20 protein-coding genes and 1 pseudogene are annotated in these 16,844 nt (G+C 61.1%); 14 read left to right on the top strand and 7 right to left on the bottom strand.

Annotation, left to right across the window (positions count from 1 at the left end):
• Positions 1-34 precede the first annotated feature (34 nt).
• On the bottom strand, positions 35-460 hold the full coding sequence (locus NO363_RS04865; protein ID WP_256687274.1) for a DUF8009 family protein: 426 nt from the start codon (positions 458-460) through the stop codon (positions 35-37).
• 93 nt (positions 461-553) lie between these two features.
• On the opposite strand from NO363_RS04865, the gene NO363_RS04860 reads away from it, so the two are divergent.
• Complete coding sequence (locus tag NO363_RS04860) at positions 554-859, top strand: hypothetical protein (protein WP_256687272.1); 306 nt, start codon at positions 554-556, stop codon at positions 857-859.
• A gap of 1 nt (position 860) precedes the next feature.
• On the opposite strand, the gene NO363_RS04855 is transcribed toward NO363_RS04860, so the two are convergent.
• Complete coding sequence (locus NO363_RS04855; protein WP_256687271.1) at positions 861-1,853, bottom strand: aldo/keto reductase; 993 nt, start codon at positions 1,851-1,853, stop codon at positions 861-863.
• Between the two features lie 45 nt (positions 1,854-1,898).
• On the bottom strand, positions 1,899-2,075 hold the full coding sequence (locus tag NO363_RS04850; RefSeq protein ID WP_256687270.1) for a DUF8027 family protein: 177 nt from the start codon (positions 2,073-2,075) through the stop codon (positions 1,899-1,901).
• 485 nt (positions 2,076-2,560) lie between these two features.
• On the opposite strand from NO363_RS04850, the gene NO363_RS04845 reads away from it, so the two are divergent.
• The 9 genes and pseudogenes from NO363_RS04845 to NO363_RS04805 all read left to right on the top strand — a co-directional run bounded on the left by NO363_RS04845 (position 2,561) and on the right by NO363_RS04805 (position 9,862).
• Positions 2,561-3,733, top strand: coding sequence for an ISH3 family transposase (locus tag NO363_RS04845; protein WP_256685615.1), 1,173 nt, complete (start codon positions 2,561-2,563; stop codon positions 3,731-3,733).
• A gap of 193 nt (positions 3,734-3,926) precedes the next feature.
• Positions 3,927-5,474, top strand: coding sequence for an AAA family ATPase (locus NO363_RS04840; RefSeq protein ID WP_256687268.1), 1,548 nt, complete (start codon positions 3,927-3,929; stop codon positions 5,472-5,474).
• On the top strand, positions 5,467-6,813 hold the full coding sequence (locus NO363_RS04835; RefSeq protein ID WP_256687266.1) for a hypothetical protein: 1,347 nt from the start codon (positions 5,467-5,469) through the stop codon (positions 6,811-6,813). Before NO363_RS04840 ends, NO363_RS04835 begins: the two co-directional genes overlap by 8 nt.
• Before the next feature lie 50 nt (positions 6,814-6,863).
• Positions 6,864-7,289 (top strand): annotated as a pseudogene (locus tag NO363_RS04830) (restriction endonuclease); the annotation flags it as partial.
• Between the two features lie 173 nt (positions 7,290-7,462).
• Positions 7,463-7,696, top strand: coding sequence for a DUF7317 family protein (locus NO363_RS04825; RefSeq protein WP_256687263.1), 234 nt, complete (start codon positions 7,463-7,465; stop codon positions 7,694-7,696).
• Positions 7,693-8,187 carry a PIN domain-containing protein gene (locus NO363_RS04820; protein WP_256687262.1) on the top strand — a complete coding sequence of 165 codons (495 nt, stop codon included), beginning with the start codon at positions 7,693-7,695 and terminating at the stop codon, positions 8,185-8,187. Before NO363_RS04825 ends, NO363_RS04820 begins: the two co-directional genes overlap by 4 nt.
• 380 nt (positions 8,188-8,567) lie before the next feature.
• On the top strand, positions 8,568-9,053 hold the full coding sequence (locus tag NO363_RS04815; protein ID WP_256687261.1) for a cupin domain-containing protein: 486 nt from the start codon (positions 8,568-8,570) through the stop codon (positions 9,051-9,053).
• Between the two features lie 195 nt (positions 9,054-9,248).
• A complete protein-coding gene (locus NO363_RS04810; protein WP_256687259.1) occupies positions 9,249-9,479 on the top strand; it encodes a hypothetical protein in 231 nt (76 codons plus the stop codon).
• Positions 9,476-9,862: a PIN domain-containing protein gene (locus tag NO363_RS04805; protein WP_256687257.1), complete on the top strand. Its 387-nt coding sequence runs from the start codon at positions 9,476-9,478 to the stop codon at positions 9,860-9,862. The genes NO363_RS04810 and NO363_RS04805 overlap by 4 nt, the downstream gene beginning before the upstream one ends.
• A 73-nt stretch (positions 9,863-9,935) precedes the next feature.
• Here the strand turns inward: NO363_RS04805 and NO363_RS04800 are convergent, their stop codons facing one another.
• From NO363_RS04800 to NO363_RS04790, 3 genes are all read right to left on the bottom strand, one after another.
• A complete protein-coding gene (locus NO363_RS04800) occupies positions 9,936-10,673 on the bottom strand; it encodes an MOSC domain-containing protein (RefSeq protein WP_256687256.1) in 738 nt (245 codons plus the stop codon).
• 112 nt (positions 10,674-10,785) lie between these two features.
• A complete protein-coding gene (locus NO363_RS04795; RefSeq protein ID WP_256687254.1) occupies positions 10,786-12,129 on the bottom strand; it encodes a metallophosphoesterase in 1,344 nt (447 codons plus the stop codon).
• Positions 12,130-12,238: 109 nt separating this feature from the next.
• The gene (locus tag NO363_RS04790; protein WP_256687253.1) at positions 12,239-12,961 is read right to left on the bottom strand and encodes a fumarylacetoacetate hydrolase family protein; all 723 of its coding nucleotides are present in this window, start codon (positions 12,959-12,961) and stop codon (positions 12,239-12,241) included.
• Between the two features lie 91 nt (positions 12,962-13,052).
• Here NO363_RS04790 and NO363_RS04785 point away from each other — a divergent pair, with 91 nt between their 5' ends.
• Positions 13,053-13,568: a gamma carbonic anhydrase family protein gene (locus tag NO363_RS04785; protein WP_256687252.1), complete on the top strand. Its 516-nt coding sequence runs from the start codon at positions 13,053-13,055 to the stop codon at positions 13,566-13,568.
• Positions 13,569-14,190: 622 nt separating this feature from the next.
• Here the strand turns inward: NO363_RS04785 and NO363_RS04780 are convergent.
• Entirely contained in the window at positions 14,191-14,889 is a 699-nt protein-coding gene (locus NO363_RS04780; protein ID WP_256687250.1) for an SOS response-associated peptidase, read from the bottom strand.
• 149 nt (positions 14,890-15,038) lie between these two features.
• Here NO363_RS04780 and NO363_RS04775 point away from each other — a divergent pair, with 149 nt between their 5' ends.
• From NO363_RS04775 to NO363_RS04765, 3 genes are read left to right on the top strand one after another with little or no spacing between them, the layout of a single operon-like run.
• Positions 15,039-15,794: a DsbA family protein gene (locus NO363_RS04775; RefSeq protein WP_256687248.1), complete on the top strand. Its 756-nt coding sequence runs from the start codon at positions 15,039-15,041 to the stop codon at positions 15,792-15,794.
• Positions 15,791-16,393, top strand: coding sequence for a hypothetical protein (locus tag NO363_RS04770; protein WP_256687246.1), 603 nt, complete (start codon positions 15,791-15,793; stop codon positions 16,391-16,393). Before NO363_RS04775 ends, NO363_RS04770 begins: the two co-directional genes overlap by 4 nt.
• 48 nt (positions 16,394-16,441) lie before the next feature.
• Positions 16,442-16,831, top strand: a complete 390-nt coding sequence (locus NO363_RS04765) for a hypothetical protein (RefSeq protein WP_256687244.1) — start codon at positions 16,442-16,444, stop codon at positions 16,829-16,831.
• Positions 16,832-16,844 lie beyond the last annotated feature (13 nt).

The raw sequence follows: 16,844 nt of genomic DNA, 5'->3' as shown, positions 1-16,844 counted from the left end.
CGTCCTCCGCGGGCCGACGGATAAAACGTGGCGACTAACCGAGCGCCGCAACGGCAACCCGATGGGTGCCGAACGCGCCGTCGAGCGCCACCGAATCGGCGATAGCGTCAGCGACGCTCTCGCGCCAGTCCGCCACCGCTGCCGCGTGGCGCTCGTGGTGGCGCTCGACGGTGTACTCGGCGTCAGCATCGTTCCGCAGTCGTTCCTCGGTCGCATCCGGCGTCGGATAGGAGAGCGGATCGGCGACGAGTTGCGATGGTAGGATGTGGATCGGTGCCGGCGTCGCGTCGTACTCGTCCGCGTTCTCGATGTGGAGACGAGCACGCATCCGCCCGCTGAACGGCGGCGTCACCCGCAGCACCGCCCCCGAATCGCCCCGCCGATTTGCTTCGAGGGCCGTCACGACGTCCTCCCGATGGACGGCGATCGAACGGATGTCGCGATAATCGTCGGACGCCATCGACGGCGGTAGGCGACGTGCGCACTAAACGCCACGGCCGGATCGTCACGACGCAGAACGCTTTTGTTCGCTCTCCTGATCCGGATGAACGATATGGATCGACGATCGTACCTCGCGGGGCTTGCCACGGCGAGCACCGCCGGATTCGCCGTGCTCGCGGGTTGTTCGGGTACTGATGGCGGTAACGGAAGCGGCGATGGCGAGGGTATCGATAGCGGTAGCGGCGACTCCGGAACGGACGCGGCAGCCGGATCCGGCGGTGGGGCGACCGAAGGCGAGGCGCTCGAAACGGGCCAGGCACCGCCCGAAGAAACGGGGACACCCTTCGACGAGACGGAGACCGTGCCCGAAGAGGACGGTCTCGAAACCGGACAAGCGCCGAACGCGACCGACGGCTGAGTTACTGTTCGCCTTCGCGTGCGGCGTCGATGCGCCCGCGCTGATCGTCCGAGAGGGAGATGTCGACCGCACCGACGTTCTCGTCGAGCTGGTCGGTCGTGCGCGCGCCGACGATCGGCACGCAGGTGAACTCGTTCCGTTCGATCAGCCAGCGCAGCGCGACCTGTGGCGGGCTGGCGTCGAGCTCGTTGGCGATCTCGCGGACCGTATCGAGTACGTCCCAGCCGCGCTCGGAGACGTAGTAGTCGTCGAAGAACTCGTCGAAGGTGCCCCGCGAGCCGTCGGGCGACTCGACGTCGTGGACGCCCTCGCCGGCGCGCTCGTACTTGCCCGTGAGGAAGCCACCGGCGAGCGGCGAGTACGGGCAGACGGCGAGGTCCTGGTCGGCACAGACCTCCAGATACTCCTCGACGTCCTCGTAGTAGGCGGCGTGAAAGAGCGGCTGGGTGACGTCGAACCGTTCGAGGTTCTCGACGTCGGACTGCCAGAGCGCCTTCGTGAGCTGCCAGCCGGCCATCGTGCTCGCGCCGAGGTAGTTGACCTTCCCCTTGCGCACGAGGTCGTTCAGGGTTCTGAGGGTCTCACGGATCGGGGTGTTCTCGTCGAAGCGGTGGATGTAGTAGAGGTCGAGATAGTCGGTGCCGAGCCTGTCGAGGGTGCCCTCGATCTGCGTACGGATGTGTTTGCGACCGAGCCCGCTCTCGTTCGGGCCGTCGCCGTAGTCGAAGTAGACCTTCGAGGCGAGCACGTAGTCGTTGCGATCGCGGTCGTCGAGCCAGTTGCCGATGTACTCCTCGGCGGTGCCCGAGGGATCGCCGTAGACGTTCGCGGTGTCGATGAAGTTGATACCGTGATCGGCCGCGCGATCGAGCAGTTCGTGGGCCTGCTCCTCGTCGGTTTCGAGCACGTCGCCGGTGCGCTTGCCGAAGCGCCACGTGCCGAAGCAGAGTTCCGAGACCGTCAGGCCGGTCGCGCCGAGTGTCGTGTAGTCCACGGAGTTTGATGGACGGTCGGCGACAAAACCGTTCGGATGGGTCGGCTACGACTCGTCCAGGAGCTCGTCGATCTCGTCCTCGTCGAGCAGATCGATCAGGTGTTCGCCCTCCTCGTACCGCCGGAACTCCTCGTCGGTCATGCGTGCGCGGAGCTCGTCCTCGCCGGCGCTCGCTTCGAGCTGGGCGTCGAGGTCCTCCGGGTCGTAGCCTGGGACGGGCATAGTTAGCGTTCGTCGTGGAGGAGTATATACCGTCCGGCGGTCGAGAATGGGAATGGTACGTTTCAGGCGCTATAATGGATTGAACCGCGAAATTGGTTATCGTCAGCTATGTCTTGTTTGTATTGTAGCCTTTTTGCACGCTCGTACACTTCATCGACGTTATCAACTATAGAACGAGGAATGCCTTCTCCTCTGTATTCTCGTCCACACCCGACATCAGTACACTCGAAAAATACCTTCCACACATCTGGTTCTTCTTTCACCCCGTACAGAAGTTCAGAGTCGCAAAACGGACAGCGTTTCTCCTCCGTTTTGCGCATATACATGTGATGGCATGGCCCTGCTTTCCGACTTGAACTCTTGCTTCAGACATTCAGCTTTATGTCGTCGTATATGGAAGCAGTAACAATCGGTAGTTCCCAATCGAGTTGAGAGGCGGAGCTAAAGCGTCGGTCTGATTGCAGAAGATGTCTGGTTGGGTGAATGTGTTAGAATTACCGCAACCAGACGGCTTCCTTTCGGCGTGGGATGTCAAAGGTGTAGCGGCGGATGTGATCGGAGAGCTTCCCTTGCCAGGGATCGAGGGCTCGCCCCTCGATCCTGGCGACATCTGGTCCGTCGTTATCCTTGCCAGCACCAATCAGAGCTCCATTCGAGAGGTCTGTGCCGAGAATCACGAGGCTCCCTGTGACGATACTGTCTTCGAGTGGCTCCACACGCTCGATCGAGGCTGGCTCGAATTCGCCGCTAACCTCCTGTTCATGCAGTTGGCTATGACGATCCTCGACCCTGACCGGTCGAGGATCGTCTCCATCGATTTCGTCGATAACCCCTATCACGGCACCTACAGCGACGAGGTAGGCGAACTCTGTCGAATGAGCCCCAAAGACGGTACCACGACCTGCCACCGATACTGCACTGCTTACCTCGTCTCGAACGGGAAACCGATCACGCTCGCGATGACGTACGTCCGCAGCGACGAGAAGCAGGCCGACGCGGTCGAGCGCGTCCTCGACCGCGTCGAGGCCTATCCCTTCGAGATCGAGCTGCTACTGGCTGATTCGGGCTTCTACAACGAGCGCGTCATCCGCCGCTCACGAGAGATCGCCGCGACTGTCGTGCCGGTCGCCGAGAAAGGCGACCGGCTCGAAGAGAAGCTTGAGACGCACAAATCGTACATGACGACCTACCGGATGTACAAGGACAGCGAGCGGGAACTGCGCTTCCCGCTCGCAGTCTCTGTCTCGTATCAGAACGGCGATCGCGGCAAGCATGGTGAAGTGGTCCGAGGGTACGCGGCGTGCGATCTGGGCGATCGCACGCCTACACAGGTCGAACACTGCTACCGAAAGCGGTCAGCGATCGAATCGAGCTACCGTCTGTTTCGGAGTGCACGAGCGGTAACGTCGACGCAAGATCCGATCGTGCGGTTTGCGTTCGTGGTGGTGAGCTTTCTGCTGGAGAACCTGTGGTTGGTGCTACGATGGGCGGTCGTCGCCCGCCCTCGCCGAGGCGGGCGCGACCTGCCCGAGGAGTTCACGTTCTCGGTGTTCTGTGACTGGATTCGACACGCGTTGGAAGAAGAGTTGGAGCGGCGGTGGAAGATCGAGATGAATGGTGTCGGCGTGCCGGACGCATACACCGCGGCCGCGGGCTGAGGCCAGCCCGCGGCCTCGGGGGTGCCCTTCGTGAGCTCCAGCTGTTGGCTGGGTTCGTGAGGAGTCGATGCTGGGAAGCGTTGAGTACGCAGCGGCGCTTCTGACCTCCAGCCAACCGGTCCACTACGATGTTTACCTCGATAGCACACCGGTTCAGAGGAGATGTTGAGATTTCAGTTGGGAACTACCGACAATGGTCTATAGCGGTCCCGATGTGTTCTTGGCACCATATGGCAGTGATGCGGCGCTCGAAAACTTTCAGCGAACAGTTCTGAATGGTGTCAGCACAGAAGGAATCTCTACTCACACAGATCGGTCATTTGAGGACGGGAATACCAGGGTATGGGGTACAAAAGAAACTGTAGAGGGATCGTGGAAGAAGGTCACCAGCGGGGATTATCTCTTATTCTATCGCGATGGACTGTACACACACGCAGTAAGGGTTCTGGGTACCGAAAAGAACGCAGACCTCGGCCGCGAGATATGGCCAAACTACGAATCTGGTTCACCCTGGGTCTGTGTCATATATCTCGACGAACCGAACGAAATCAATGTTGACTCGTCAGTAGTTCACGGACTCGCTGGAGACGACATTGACTATACTATGGGGTTCCGTCCGTTGAGCGATATTGGGACTGGCGGAATTCGCGGAAAGTACGGGTCAGTCGAGGCCTTTGCCAATAGTGATACCAGTGAGAAATCTGCGCAGGTCAATGTCGACAAATCACTTTCTATCGATATTCCTGCAAAAATCCTCTCAGATCTTCAGTTCCCAGAAGATCAAGATAGTACGATCACCAATCAGATTAGTTCTGCACTCAACACCGGTAAGCACGTTATTCTTACTGGTCCACCAGGCACCGGGAAAACCGAAATCGCGCGATCCGTTTGTGCGTATCTGGCTGATGAGTATGACTCTCAGTACACGGGTTATCAGATGACGACCGCAACCGCCGACTGGTCCACGTTCGAAACGGTTGGCGGTTACATGCCGAAAGAAGGCGACAGTGATCTCAGATTTGAGCCGGGACAGGTATTGAGGCGATTCAAACAGGACGGTATGCAACGAAACGAGCTGTTGATCGTCGACGAAATAAATCGCTCTGACATTGACAAATCATTCGGGCAGCTTTTTACGCTTCTTTCCGGTCAGGGGGTTCAGTTGCCATTCAAGTCCGAGGGTGAAGAAATCGAGATCCACCCCGGAAAAAAGTTTGAGGGGGAGCTAAAACCGCACCAGTATGTGAAGCCTGCGTCATGGCGACTGTTCGCTACGATGAATAGCTATGATAAGACATCTCTCTACGAACTCTCGTACGCCTTCATGCGGCGCTTTTCGTTCATTCACGTTCCAGCACCAACGATTCCGGAAACAAGCGACAAAAGAACCACGCTAATGAAGAAGTACGCAAGCGTTTGGGGACTCTCACCGACGGAGGAGACTATTCAGGACGTTAGCGATGTGTGGTATGCAGCCAACACCGCAATACAGGACAGGAAGATTGGACCCGCTATTGTCAAAGATATCCTGTCACATGTCGGTCAATCACCTGATGATCATAAAGCCCGCAAACGGGCGCTTACACAGGCAATATCGAATTATCTCTATCCGCAGCTAGAAGGTGTTCCACGCCGGAAACAGATGGTTGAGCGGATCGTGTCTACTGGGGTGGTGAACGGTTCGGTTTTGCGACGACTCGCTGGTGATATACTCGGTGTTGAAATCGATACGAATGAATAGAAGCGAACTTCTCAGTGAACTCACGCAGGATGCTCTTGCCTATGTGATGCATGGGACGTTTCCCGAAAGTAGATTTATTGGTGAGATTCGGCCAGCTGGTCTCGACGAACGATTTGACGACTTCGAGTCGCTCGTGCGCTTGCATTTCGTGCTTAGGCCGGATGTAGTACGGTTCGTGGAGAACCTGCCCGGTTGGCTCAGAAGTGTTAAAACGCAAACCAAGAACATCTCATCGAGACAACACGGACAGGTGAGTGGCCGAATCGACTGGCAAACGACTATTCGTGAGCGATACTCGCATGCACCTAGTGACACATCCTTGTTTGTTTGTAAGGATAGAACGGAAAATTACGATATAGACGAAAATATCGTACTGAAAAAAATCCTCTCAATTATATACCAAAATATTTGTGATTGTGAAGAATCTTTGCACAAAGAGTACGAATGGGTGACCGAGCGGTGGCAAGATAACCTCGAGTTGGTTGATGTTCTAAGGGATATCTTCGAGAGGAACGTCCATATAGCCCGCATTCGTGAACCAGACGCATACGAACCAACAGAACGCATGCTACGTACAGCAGAAGAATCACGGAACGAAGTTTATCGTGAGGCAGCCCGACTTTTTCGCGAATACAACGAAGCATCTGCCGGTAACGAAGAAGCAATCAGGCGTCTTCTTGACGAAACAATGATAACTCCAGACGATGACGAAACTCTCCTCGAGCTATTTGTTCTCTTCAAGTATATCGGAGCGATTGAAAAATACTGGAGTGAAGAATTCGATATCCAGACAATCAAGTCAGGCTCACAGGAAATCGCTCGAATGCAGGGCAACGATGCCGAGCTCGTGCTCTACCATGATCAGTCTGGAAAAGATCGTGGTCTGAGTTTCGTAACAGCCGAAACGGATACGCCACGGTCTGAGTTGAGCCGTGCAGAAATGGTCAAACGGGAAGCAAAGGAAGCCACTACTCATTATTTTCAGGATGAGGAGGTCAAACGACGGACTAACCGACCAGACGTGATTGTCCTCGAAATTCGGAAGGGAGATCATCGAGAATACTTGATAACTGAAATAAAAAATTCAATTCGCGAGGAAACGATCCAGCGAGGCATTGAAGAGACGTTAGAATATGTCGCGTTTCTCAGAGAAGATGGAGAGTTCGTATTCGATCGGGACACTGATTTCTTTGGATCGGGCTGGAATGGTTTGCTTGTAATCCAAGACCTCAAGTCAAAGGACACTCGTGATTTGGCCGATCAACGATCGATACGAATTCTTCAAGCATCGGAAGTTGAAGAACGATTGCGTGAGGTTCTCGAATCCGTCGTTGATTAGTACACATAATAATATTTATATTTTGGATGAACAATGAGTGCGATGGCGACCGCCTGCGGGTGCTAGCGGTGCCCTACGTGAAGCCGACCGATCCCGACGAGTACGAGACGAACAGTCACGGCTACGCCACGCTCGATCCCGTGCCGGCGATGGAGTTCGTCGGGCTGAGCGATGCCGAGACCGATCTCGTCGCGGCGTTCGTGCCCCACGCGGTCGACGAGGCCGACGGCTTCGCGGGCTATCGGGACAACGCCACCGTGACGATTTCGCCGCTCGACCGACTGGAGAGCCTGACCCTGCCGAAACTCGACGACGTGGCGGGTGGCATCGAGCGCTACACGGATGCCCGCGAGCGTGCCGCGGAGCTCGACGAGAAGATCGAACGGACGGATGCGTTGATCGACGAGATCGTGTATGAGTTGTACGGGCTGACCGACGACGAAATCGAGATCGTCGAGGAAGCGGTCGGGGAGTAGCGTCCGTAGGGAGCGAGCGGTTCACCGAGCCGAACGCCAGTGAGGCTCGGCTCTTTTTCATCGACGTTTTTGCGCCGAGTGGTTCGCCGAAGGCGAACCCGAGGCGGAAAAAGGTCGGAGTGCGGAAAAAAGTCGGGCGGAAGGTCGAAGGGTCGGCGGTTCGAACGGGTGGTATGGCCACGGACCAGCACTCGTCGGAGGATGGCGATTCCGAGGCACTTGCGACGGCGATCGGGATGTACGCTCTCGGAGAGTGGACGCTGGGGCAGGCCGCAGAGCAGGCGGACGTTTCCCGGCTTCGAATGCGTGACGTTCTCGAAAACCTCGGCTTCGAAGTCCATCTCGGCGGCCCACACGACGTCGAAGGGGCACGCGAGGAACTCCGGGCGCTGCGGAACCACGAATGAGCGCCGAGGGGTTGCCGATCGTCTTCGATACGGTCGTCCTCTCGAACTTCGCTGCCAGCGAGTCGATCGACTGGTTGTGTTCTCGATTCTGCACACCTCGGACGGTTGCGGCGGTCGAACGGGAGTTGCGGCGTGGACAGGCGGAAGGATACACGTTCGTCGAGCGTGCAATCGATCGACTCGGAGAGGAGATCGTCGTTGTCGAAGCCGACGAGGCGACGATCGAGCGGTTTGCCGAGCGCGTCGATAGCGGTGAAGCCGAAGCCCTCGCTGCCGCGATCCGCTTCGATGGGGTCGTCGCTACGGACGACATGGCAGCCCGCGAGTTGGCACGCGAACGAGATGTTTCGTTCACCGGCTCTGTCGGTATCCTTGCCGATGGTGTCCACCGGGACGAGCTCGACGTGGAAACCGCCGATCGATGGCTTTCAGAGTGGGTACGGATTGCCGGATATCATTCGCCGATCGAGACGGTCGAGGAACTCCTCTGAGCGGTCATCCCGGAACGAGAAGACGTTTGAAACCGCCATAATACTATGGTTGACAGCAGTTGATACTCGAAACAGAGCGACGGTGTCCCGACGATCGACGACACCGGATTCCGGGTTAGCAACGTCGCCAACGTCAACGAATACAGTGCTGTTCACCCGACGAAACCGGGATCGTCGAGGACGCGGTCGGAGAGTAGCGTCCGCGAGCGACCGTAGGGAGCGAGCGGTTCACCGAGCCGAGCGGAGCGAGGCCCGGGGCTTTTTGATCGACATTTTTGCGCCGAGTGGTTCGCCGAAGGCGAACCCGAGGTGGAAAAAGGTCGGAGTGCAGCAAAAGGTGGGGGACGAACTTTTTTGCCGGTCGCCGCGGTGGTTCCGCTATGGAGAAGGTCAGCATCGAGGATGTAGATATCGTCAACAACCCGCTCGGCGTGCATTCGGTCCGCAAACCCGTCTCACGCGATCTCGGCACCGACTCGTTCGCGATGAACTACTTCGAACTCGAACCCGGCGAGTCCTTCTCGGGCGGGCTCCACGCCCACCACGATCAGGAGGAGGTGTTCCACGTCCAGGAGGGAACGGCGACCTTCGAGGTGGGTCGCGACCGCGAGGAACACGAGGTGGCCGCGGGCGAGCTCATCCGCTTCGCACCCGGCGAGTTCCAGATGGGCAAGAACGACTCCGACGAGCGCGTGGTGGGGTTCGCCCTCGGCGCGCCGAAGGCCCGCCACGATTTCGACGAGATGGAGTCGGTCGTCCACTGCCGCGAATGTGACGAGGAAACCGCCCACGACACCGTCCTTACCGATCAGGGTGCCTTCGCGTTCACCTGCGCCGAGTGTGGCAACGAGTTCACCATCGGCTAAAGGTATGCTTTTTCGACTGGATGGGTAAGAGCCGATGGCCGATGACGAGCCATCGTCCGGAGCCGGACTCGGCACCCGGCGATGACGATCCCTATGAGTTCCGAGGCCATGCTTTCACGACGGTACTGTCACCGGTGAGCGTTGCTGGTCGACCCGAACGTTGATACTCGCGTATACCGAAGTATACGGTTACGGATGAGCAAATCAGTCCGTATCTCCGAGGAATTTCACGAGTTCATCACGGCCCACAAGGGGGACGACGAGACGATGGAGGAGACGCTTCGCCGGCTCGTCGGCGGCCCACATCCCGATGACGTCGCCGGTATCCTGTCCACGGAAACGGCCGAGCGAATGCGCGATCGGATCGACGAAACACGCCCGGCAGACGTCGAGACGAAACGCGATCTCCGGGAACGGTTCGAGTGATCCTCGACACGTCGTATCTCATTGATCTGTTCGCCGGCGTCGAAGCGGCATTCGAGAAGGGTGTCGGATTCACTGAACGACGGGCCGTTCAGCGGGTTCCATCGCCAGTCGTCATGGAGCTCACCTACGGTGCGGCGTTCAGCGATGAAGACGAGCGCAGAAACGTCCGGAACGCGCTTCGGATGTACCCGATCGTCGACCAGACTGCACCCATTGCTCGACGTGCGGGCGAACTCCTTGCACGTGCGGACGCCGACGGTGACAGCGGTATCGGCAAAGTCGATCCGATGATTGCGGCCGTCGCGGATACACACGACGAACCAGTCGTTACCGACAACGTGCGCAACTTTCGAGCGCTCGGCGTCGACGTCGAAACGTACTGATTCCACGCCGCGGATCCGTTGTTCCCACGTATGGCCGATCCGTTCCGCAGCTGCTGACGAGCCACCTGTTTCACTAGTTCGAGGAATCCGGGTCGGCATCGGCATCCGCGTTCGGCCCGATGACGCGTGCCGTCGAGTACACCTGTTCGCCCGTTTCGGCCCGATGGCTAAGCTTGTCCGTCCAGCTCTCGCCGAGCGCGTCGATGGCGGCGAGCTCGCTGGCCAGCTCGCGATCGTCCGGCATTCGATAGCGTACCTTCGTTGCCCGGGCGACCGACCAGTCGGGATTCGGCCGATCGATCAGCGTCATCGACTGGTCGGGAGCGACCGTCCCCGTCTCCAACACGCGGAGATACCAGCCCGTATAGCCGGTTTCCTCGAACTGAGTGGCGAGGTCTTTCGTCCGCCAGCGACGAGCGAGCTTCCAGCACGGCGACCGTGGCTGCGTGATCTGCACCGTTGCCTTCCCGAAGTCGTAGATGTCGCCGATACAAGCTTCGTTCTCGGTGAGTCCGGTGATCGTGAAGTTCTCGCCGAACGCCGCCGGGCCGAGATCGAGGCCGAGTTCGTCGTCCCAGTAAGAGTAGTGTTCGGTCGGGTAGACACAGACGGCCTTCTCCGGCCCGCCGTGATGTTTCAGATCCGCCTGTTCGTCGCCGTCGAGGTTCGTTTCGTCGAGGAACAGCTCTTCATCGACGGGGTCCTTGTAGAACCCTGTCCGCCACGGCTGTTCCATCGGATCGGTCGCACCCGCCGTGCCGTGCGGTTCGGGCGTCCCAACCTGAATCGAACGAACGTGTGCGTTGCTCATTCGTCTCGTGGTTCGGGTGGTCGACATAAAGAACGTCTGCACAACGAGAAAACGATCGGTCTCACACACTCGATCGGCGAACATCGGAGGTGCGTCACAACGGAATCACTCGTTATTGCTCTCGGCGACTGTTCGCGGACCGAGCGCTCGATTCGGTATCCGTACCGTCACTCGGATCGACGCGTCTGTGAACCGGAAACTCCTCGCGCGGGTTCGGTGCAGGAGTGAGCAGCCGTTGGAGCAACGTCTCTTCGCCCGGATCCGGCTTGTCGACGACGTCGCAGTCCACGACGACACTCCCGTCGTCCGCCCCCGTCAGTCGAACGTAGTTGAGCCGATAGGACGCGTAAAACACCGACGGGAGGATGCCGAGAACCGGCTCGACCCGTCGGAGGCGTTTCAGCCACGTCCCCGTGTTGATCACGAGCCGATCCTCGATCTCCGTGACCGAGGCTCGATGGGTATGGCCGTAGAGAAACACGGCGGTATCGGGGGTTTCGGCGAAGACGTCCCGTGCCCGATCGTTGTATTTCGCCGTGGGATCACGGTCGTCACCCTCGCTCTGAGCGAGTCCAAATCGTCGAAGCGTTTTGCGCACGTCCCTCGCGAGGACGTACAACGGGATCGAGATGAGGAGCAGCAGCACGATGAACACGACGTTGGCCGCGAGAACGACGTCGATCACCGTCCCGACCGGCCCGAACACGTCCAGAACTCCCTCCACGATGGTCATCGGGCGCGACCAGATGCCGACGGCGTCCAACGCGTAGACACCGAGATACAGCACGCTCAGATTGAACAGGAGGAAGAAGGGAACCGAGGCGTATCTGAGCCAGCCGCTCATCTCGCGGTAGAAGTAGTTCGAGAGCAGCCAGTCGGGAATGCGCGTCATCGGCGTCACGGCCTGGATGTCCTTGAGCCAGTTGTACTTCCCCCGGCCCGAGAGCCGGCCGGCCCGACTCGTGATATGTCGGTTCACGAAGTAGCCGGGCGGGTTCGCGTACGGGTTCCCGAAGTCCGGAATCCGGTTGCTCGGGTCCTCCTGCATGCCGTGTTCGATGTGGATCGTGTGATCACCGATCTCGCGGCTGATGGCGATCTCCTGTTCGAGGGTGACGTTGTACGCCGCCAGTCGATCGACGTATTCGTCGTGTGCCGCGAGCTCGTAATCGTGGTTGCCCGGGATGAGCGTGATCGGCACCTCCTCCCCCGTCGCCCGGAGCTGTTCGAACAGTTCGGGGTAGCGATCGAGTAGCGCGTCGAACTTCGCCGGCCCCTCGATCTCCGTGAACTCCCAGAGGCCGAACGCGTCGCCGTTGATGACGAGTTCGGCGTCCTCGTCGCTCGCTTCGAGTTCACGGAGAAAGCCGAGCAGTTCGTCGAGGAAGTCGACCTGTGTGAGCTGTTCGTCGCCCCCGATGTGGAGATCGCTGATCAGATAGCAGGTATCGGCCATTCAGCGTTCCATTCCCGTCTGCGCGTTACAACACGTGTCCATGCGACGTATCGACCGATACGGTGCCATCCAGTTATGGATTGCTGCCGGCGCGTGACCGAGCTGATCCTCATTCACCGGTCGCGACGGTGTTCCGGAGCGTTCCGACGCCCTCGTAGGTGATGACGATCTCGTCGCCGGGTTCAAGCAGCCCGGGGTTCGCCGGACTGCCGAAGGAGATCACATCGCCCGCGCTGAAACTGAACCGTTCGGAGAGGAAGGCGACCACCTCGTGTGGCTCGAACAGCATCCGTTCGGTGTTGGCTTCCTGACGGACCTCGTCGTTGATGCGTGTCTCCATGTCGATGCTGCCGGGATCGACGTCGGTCTCGATCCACGGACCGAGCGGCGCGGAACCGTCGAACGCCTTCCGTGCCGTGCGACCGTCCTGATCGAGCGCGTCGAGATCGTTCAGGATCGTGTAGCCGCGCACCACATCGGGCACCTCTTCGGGCGCGAGATCGCTACAGGGCTCGTCGATGACGGCCGCGAGCTCGCCGGCGTACGTGAACTCCTCGGTGAAGCTTGGATACGCGATCTCGTGCTCGGGCGCGAGCACGGAGACGGGCGGCTTGATGAAGAAATCCGGGCGCTCCGGGCGCTCGTAGTCCATCTGGTCGAGCGTCGTCGCGAAGTTTCGCCCCACACAGTAGAGCGCCGACGGCGCACAGGGCGCGAGCAGTTCGACGTCGCCGTCGTCGAGGCGGTGTGTCTCGTGATCGGTATGGACGACCCCGTCGCGGTGCTCGCCGGTGACGATCCCGTCGGGCGTGCGGATGCGCGCCAGTTGCATATCCATCCGCGACACGGCGCGGCCATATCGCTTCCGTTCGCCTACCCCATTCGTCCCATAGAGATTTGTCGATGGGTTGCGTTCGTCATGTATGGCGAGCAACCAGTACGCCTTCGAGGGAGTCGAACCCGAGATCGACGCCGAGGCCGCGGTGAGCCGCGATGCGACGCTCGTCGGCGACGTCAGCATCGGAGCGAACGCCAGCGTCTGGCCGGGTGCCGTGCTCCGCGGCGACGTCGCGCCGGTCACGATCGGCGCACAGTCACACGTCGGCGACAACGCCGTTCTCCACGCTTCACAGGCTGGCGACCGCGTGATGGTCGGCCACGGTGCGGTACTCAACGACGCTACCGTCGGCGACGGCGCGCTCGTGGGGTTCAACGCGACGATCAACTCCGATGTCACGGTCGGGGCCGGCAGCGTCGTCGCGAGCGGCACCACGGTGCCGGAGGGGTACGACATCCCACCGGAGTCGTTCGTTCGTGGCGTCCCCGCGACCGTCACGCCGCTGGCCGAGACGACGCTCGACCCGGCGGCCGTCTTCGAAGCTCACTCCTCGGGTGCCTACACCGACCTCGCCGCGCGCCACGACGACCTGTTCGAGTAGGACCTTTTTACTGCGTCGGGTGGCCTCCCCGCGGTCGGCCACCACTCTCTGCTCGCGGGCGTGCGAGGCGGCTTCGCCGCCTCGAACTCGCGGCGCGCAGCGCCGCGCATGGCCCGCTCGCACGGTACGAGGGACCTCCGGTCCCTCGCCACTCGCAAAAAGCTACGCTAAAAACTCCCGCTCACTCGCGCCTACGGCGCTCGTTCACGGCGTTCTCGTAAACGACCGCAGGGAGTGAACGAGAGCCAGAGAGACGTGGTTCGAGACGCCTTCGGCGTCTCGTCATCTCGGAAGACCGCGGGTCTTCCGACGACTCTTCGAAGTGCCGAAAGCACTTCGAGATCACGAGAGGGCTTCGCCCTCTCGAACGACTTCGCGTCTCTCGCGAACCGCGCTCGCTGCTCACGGTTCATTCCGTTCACCGTTCGCTTCCGAGGTTCTCCCTCCAGTCGAACCTCGCTTCGTTCGCGCGGATGCTACCACCCTCCACAAACCGCACCCCACAGCACTGCCGAAGCCCTCGGGCGCTCGTTCCACTCGCGCCCTCGCCCTTCATCCGCCGAGGGTCGCACCGCGACCGGTCATCCCTAAGCCATCTCACGGAATTCTCTGCGAATCAGCCTCAGGCGGCCGCATCGACCTCCTCGACGAGTTCCGGGTGATCATTCGAGGGATCGTTGACGGCCGTCGAGACCGGGTAGGCCGTCATCTCGTCGGGGTATGGCCGCAGTAGCTCGGCATCACCGTCGTCGAGCCAGCGCCGTTCGTCGCCCTCCTGCAGAACGACCGCCATCCGATGGTGCAGCTCGCCGACGACCTCGTTCGGCTCGGTCGTGACGATCGTGAACGTCTCGACGGGGTCGGCCTCGCCGTCGGGCCGGCCATCGCCGAACTCGCCCAGTCCGGTCTGTTTCTGTGGCGGCTGCCAGCGCTCCCAGAGCCCGGCCATCGCGAACGGCTCCCCGCTGTCGAGCGTCACCCGGTAGGGCTGTTTGCCCCCGTTCATCCCTTGCCACTCGTAGAACCCGTCGGCGAGTACGAGACAGCGCCGGTTCTGATACGCGTCCCGAAAGCTCCGCTTCTCGGCGACGGTCTCGGCACGGGCGTTGATCGGTCGGTTCGCGTCCGATCGATCGTCGACCCAATGTGGGATCAGCCCCCATTCGAGCGTGTCGATGGTCTCGGGCGCGTCGTTCGTGATCACCGGCAGCGACTGGCTCGGTGCGGCGTTGTATCGCGGCCGTGGCGATCCCTCGAAGCTCGCGCCGAAGCGCTCCTCGATGTCTGCCGGCGGCGTGAAGAGGGTGTAGCGTCCGCACATGGCTCGACCAAGGGCGCGGTCGGGAATAACGCCGTCGGCCGCTGGCCCGGGCACCACACGGCCGAAACGGGTGACCAGGATGTTGGCGTTTGTGCGCGCACCGTGCCCGTCCGGGCGAGGTCTATGCTCGCGGCGATCCTTCGTCGTGCATGGCACTCCGACGGCGGGCGTTTCTCGCGAGCGCCGTGGCGGCGGGTGCGCTCGCCGGCTGTCTCGGCAGCGGGGGCACCGGTTCGGCCGACACAGCGGACGGAACGGGTGGGTCGAACGAGAACGATTCGGGCTCCGGCTCGATGAGTCCCAACGGATCGACGGCCATCGCGGGGACCGCCGCCCCGGTGCTCGACCATCCGGCGGCCACGACGCTCGCCGCCCAGCCGTTTCTCGGCCCCGCACCCGGAACGGCCCCTGCGACGATCGTTGCCTTCGAGGACCCGTCGTGTCACAACTGCCGACGGTTCAACGAGGACACCCTCCCGGCGATCGAATCGAAGCTCGTCGAGCCCGGCGAGGCGACCTTCGTCTATCGGAACTTCCCGCACGCCTTCGCGTGGGGCGAGCCCGCGATGCAGGCGCTCGAAGCCGCGTTCGCCCGCGGCGAGGAGCCGTTCTGGGCGCTCGAAGGCCACTACTTCGCCACGCAGGAGGAGTTCAGTGAGGAGAACGTCCTGGATCGCACGGAGGAGTTCCTCGCGGCCGAAACGGCGGTCGATGCCAGCGCGGTCGTCGCGGACGCCGAAGCGAAGGCATTCGATAGAGCCATCCAGCGCGACGCCGACGCCGGCGATGCTGCGGGCGTTGTGAGCACGCCGACGTTCTACCTCTTTCGCGACGGAAAATTCTTGACCGAAGTACGGGGCGCACAGAGCTATCGGGTGTTCGCACAGGCGTTGGGGGCCGAATGAGCACCCGCTCGCGCTCGGTTCGGTTGCCGACCCGCGCCCGCGACTGGCGACTGATGGCCCGCACGGCTCGACTGGTCGTGACGATCCCTGTCTATGCCGTGCTCGCGCTCGTCGCCGCCCTCGTCGGCCTCACGCTGTTCGTGCTCTCACAGAACCTCCCGCTCGCCGGCTTTCTCCTCTCGGGATCGCTCCCGCTCGGCAGCCGGCTCGTGATCCTCGCCGAGCAGTACCCCTTCGTCGGAACGAACTACGGCACGTTCCAGGGCATACTGCTCGTCGTGACCGCACTGCTCGTCGGCCTCGACGTGGCGATGGTCGTCTACCACCTCCGTGAGCACGCGCTGTCGGCCGCACAGGGCACCACGAGCGTCGCCGGCGTTCTCCTGGGAACGCTGGGAGCGGGCTGTGCGGCCTGTGGCTCGGCCGTGCTCGCGGGCGTGCTCTCGCTCTTTGGCGTGACGGCCTCGCTCACGGTGCTCCCGTTCGAGGGGCTGGAGTTCGCAGCGCTCGCGCTCGTCGCGCTCGTGCTCTCGCTGTTCTGGCTCGCGCGCGGGATGCGCGGCGGCGAGATCAACGGCTGTCCGGTCGCGGTGGACTGATTCCCGCCCGTACATATAAACGATATCGCGCCGTAGCCCGTGATAGCCATGACCGAGGAGCCCTCGTTCGCGATCCCCCACCGTCCGGAACGGCGCTACTCGCGCCACGCGGGGCTCGAATACGAGGGCTCGACCGTCTTCTCGCTGTCACCGGCCGCCGAACCCGGCGATCACGAGAACGAAGCGCTCGACGAACTCCTCCGGGACGTGCTCGACGGCGACCCGTACACCTACGGCGACTGGTTCGATCTGCCGATGGCGCTCTATCTCGTCCACGACACCGAAACCGGCGACGTCTTCCGAGTGTCGGTCCGCGACGGCCGCATCGAGTTCCACGTGCTTCCGGAAACCGATCCAGATGGCCTGCGCGCGCTCTACGGCCGGCTCGCCGCACGGAGCGAACGGGAGTGGATCGTCGAATCGTCCACCGACGCCTGAGAGCCACAACGGA

The organism is Halococcus qingdaonensis (assembly GCF_024508235.1).
Taxonomy (GTDB): domain Archaea; phylum Halobacteriota; class Halobacteria; order Halobacteriales; family Halococcaceae; genus Halococcus; species Halococcus qingdaonensis.
The sequence above is the reverse complement of the archived record's forward strand: the minus strand, read 5'-3'. Positions and strand labels throughout refer to the sequence as shown.

Coding starts and splice junctions, on each gene's coding strand:
- NO363_RS04865 (WP_256687274.1), bottom strand. CDS start 460: ATGGCGTCCGACGATTATCGCGACATCCGTTCGATCGCCGTCCATCGG.
- NO363_RS04860 (WP_256687272.1), top strand. CDS start 554: ATGGATCGACGATCGTACCTCGCGGGGCTTGCCACGGCGAGCACCGCC.
- NO363_RS04850 (WP_256687270.1), bottom strand. CDS start 2,075: ATGCCCGTCCCAGGCTACGACCCGGAGGACCTCGACGCCCAGCTCGAA.
- NO363_RS04840 (WP_256687268.1), top strand. CDS start 3,927: ATGGTCTATAGCGGTCCCGATGTGTTCTTGGCACCATATGGCAGTGAT.
- NO363_RS04835 (WP_256687266.1), top strand. CDS start 5,467: ATGAATAGAAGCGAACTTCTCAGTGAACTCACGCAGGATGCTCTTGCC.
- NO363_RS04825 (WP_256687263.1), top strand. CDS start 7,463: ATGGCCACGGACCAGCACTCGTCGGAGGATGGCGATTCCGAGGCACTT.
- NO363_RS04820 (WP_256687262.1), top strand. CDS start 7,693: ATGAGCGCCGAGGGGTTGCCGATCGTCTTCGATACGGTCGTCCTCTCG.
- NO363_RS04815 (WP_256687261.1), top strand. CDS start 8,568: ATGGAGAAGGTCAGCATCGAGGATGTAGATATCGTCAACAACCCGCTC.
- NO363_RS04810 (WP_256687259.1), top strand. CDS start 9,249: ATGAGCAAATCAGTCCGTATCTCCGAGGAATTTCACGAGTTCATCACG.
- NO363_RS04800 (WP_256687256.1), bottom strand. CDS start 10,673: ATGAGCAACGCACACGTTCGTTCGATTCAGGTTGGGACGCCCGAACCG.
- NO363_RS04795 (WP_256687254.1), bottom strand. CDS start 12,129: ATGGCCGATACCTGCTATCTGATCAGCGATCTCCACATCGGGGGCGAC.
- NO363_RS04790 (WP_256687253.1), bottom strand. CDS start 12,961: ATGCAACTGGCGCGCATCCGCACGCCCGACGGGATCGTCACCGGCGAG.
- NO363_RS04785 (WP_256687252.1), top strand. CDS start 13,053: ATGGCGAGCAACCAGTACGCCTTCGAGGGAGTCGAACCCGAGATCGAC.
- NO363_RS04780 (WP_256687250.1), bottom strand. CDS start 14,889: ATGTGCGGACGCTACACCCTCTTCACGCCGCCGGCAGACATCGAGGAG.
- NO363_RS04775 (WP_256687248.1), top strand. CDS start 15,039: ATGGCACTCCGACGGCGGGCGTTTCTCGCGAGCGCCGTGGCGGCGGGT.
- NO363_RS04770 (WP_256687246.1), top strand. CDS start 15,791: ATGAGCACCCGCTCGCGCTCGGTTCGGTTGCCGACCCGCGCCCGCGAC.
- NO363_RS04765 (WP_256687244.1), top strand. CDS start 16,442: ATGACCGAGGAGCCCTCGTTCGCGATCCCCCACCGTCCGGAACGGCGC.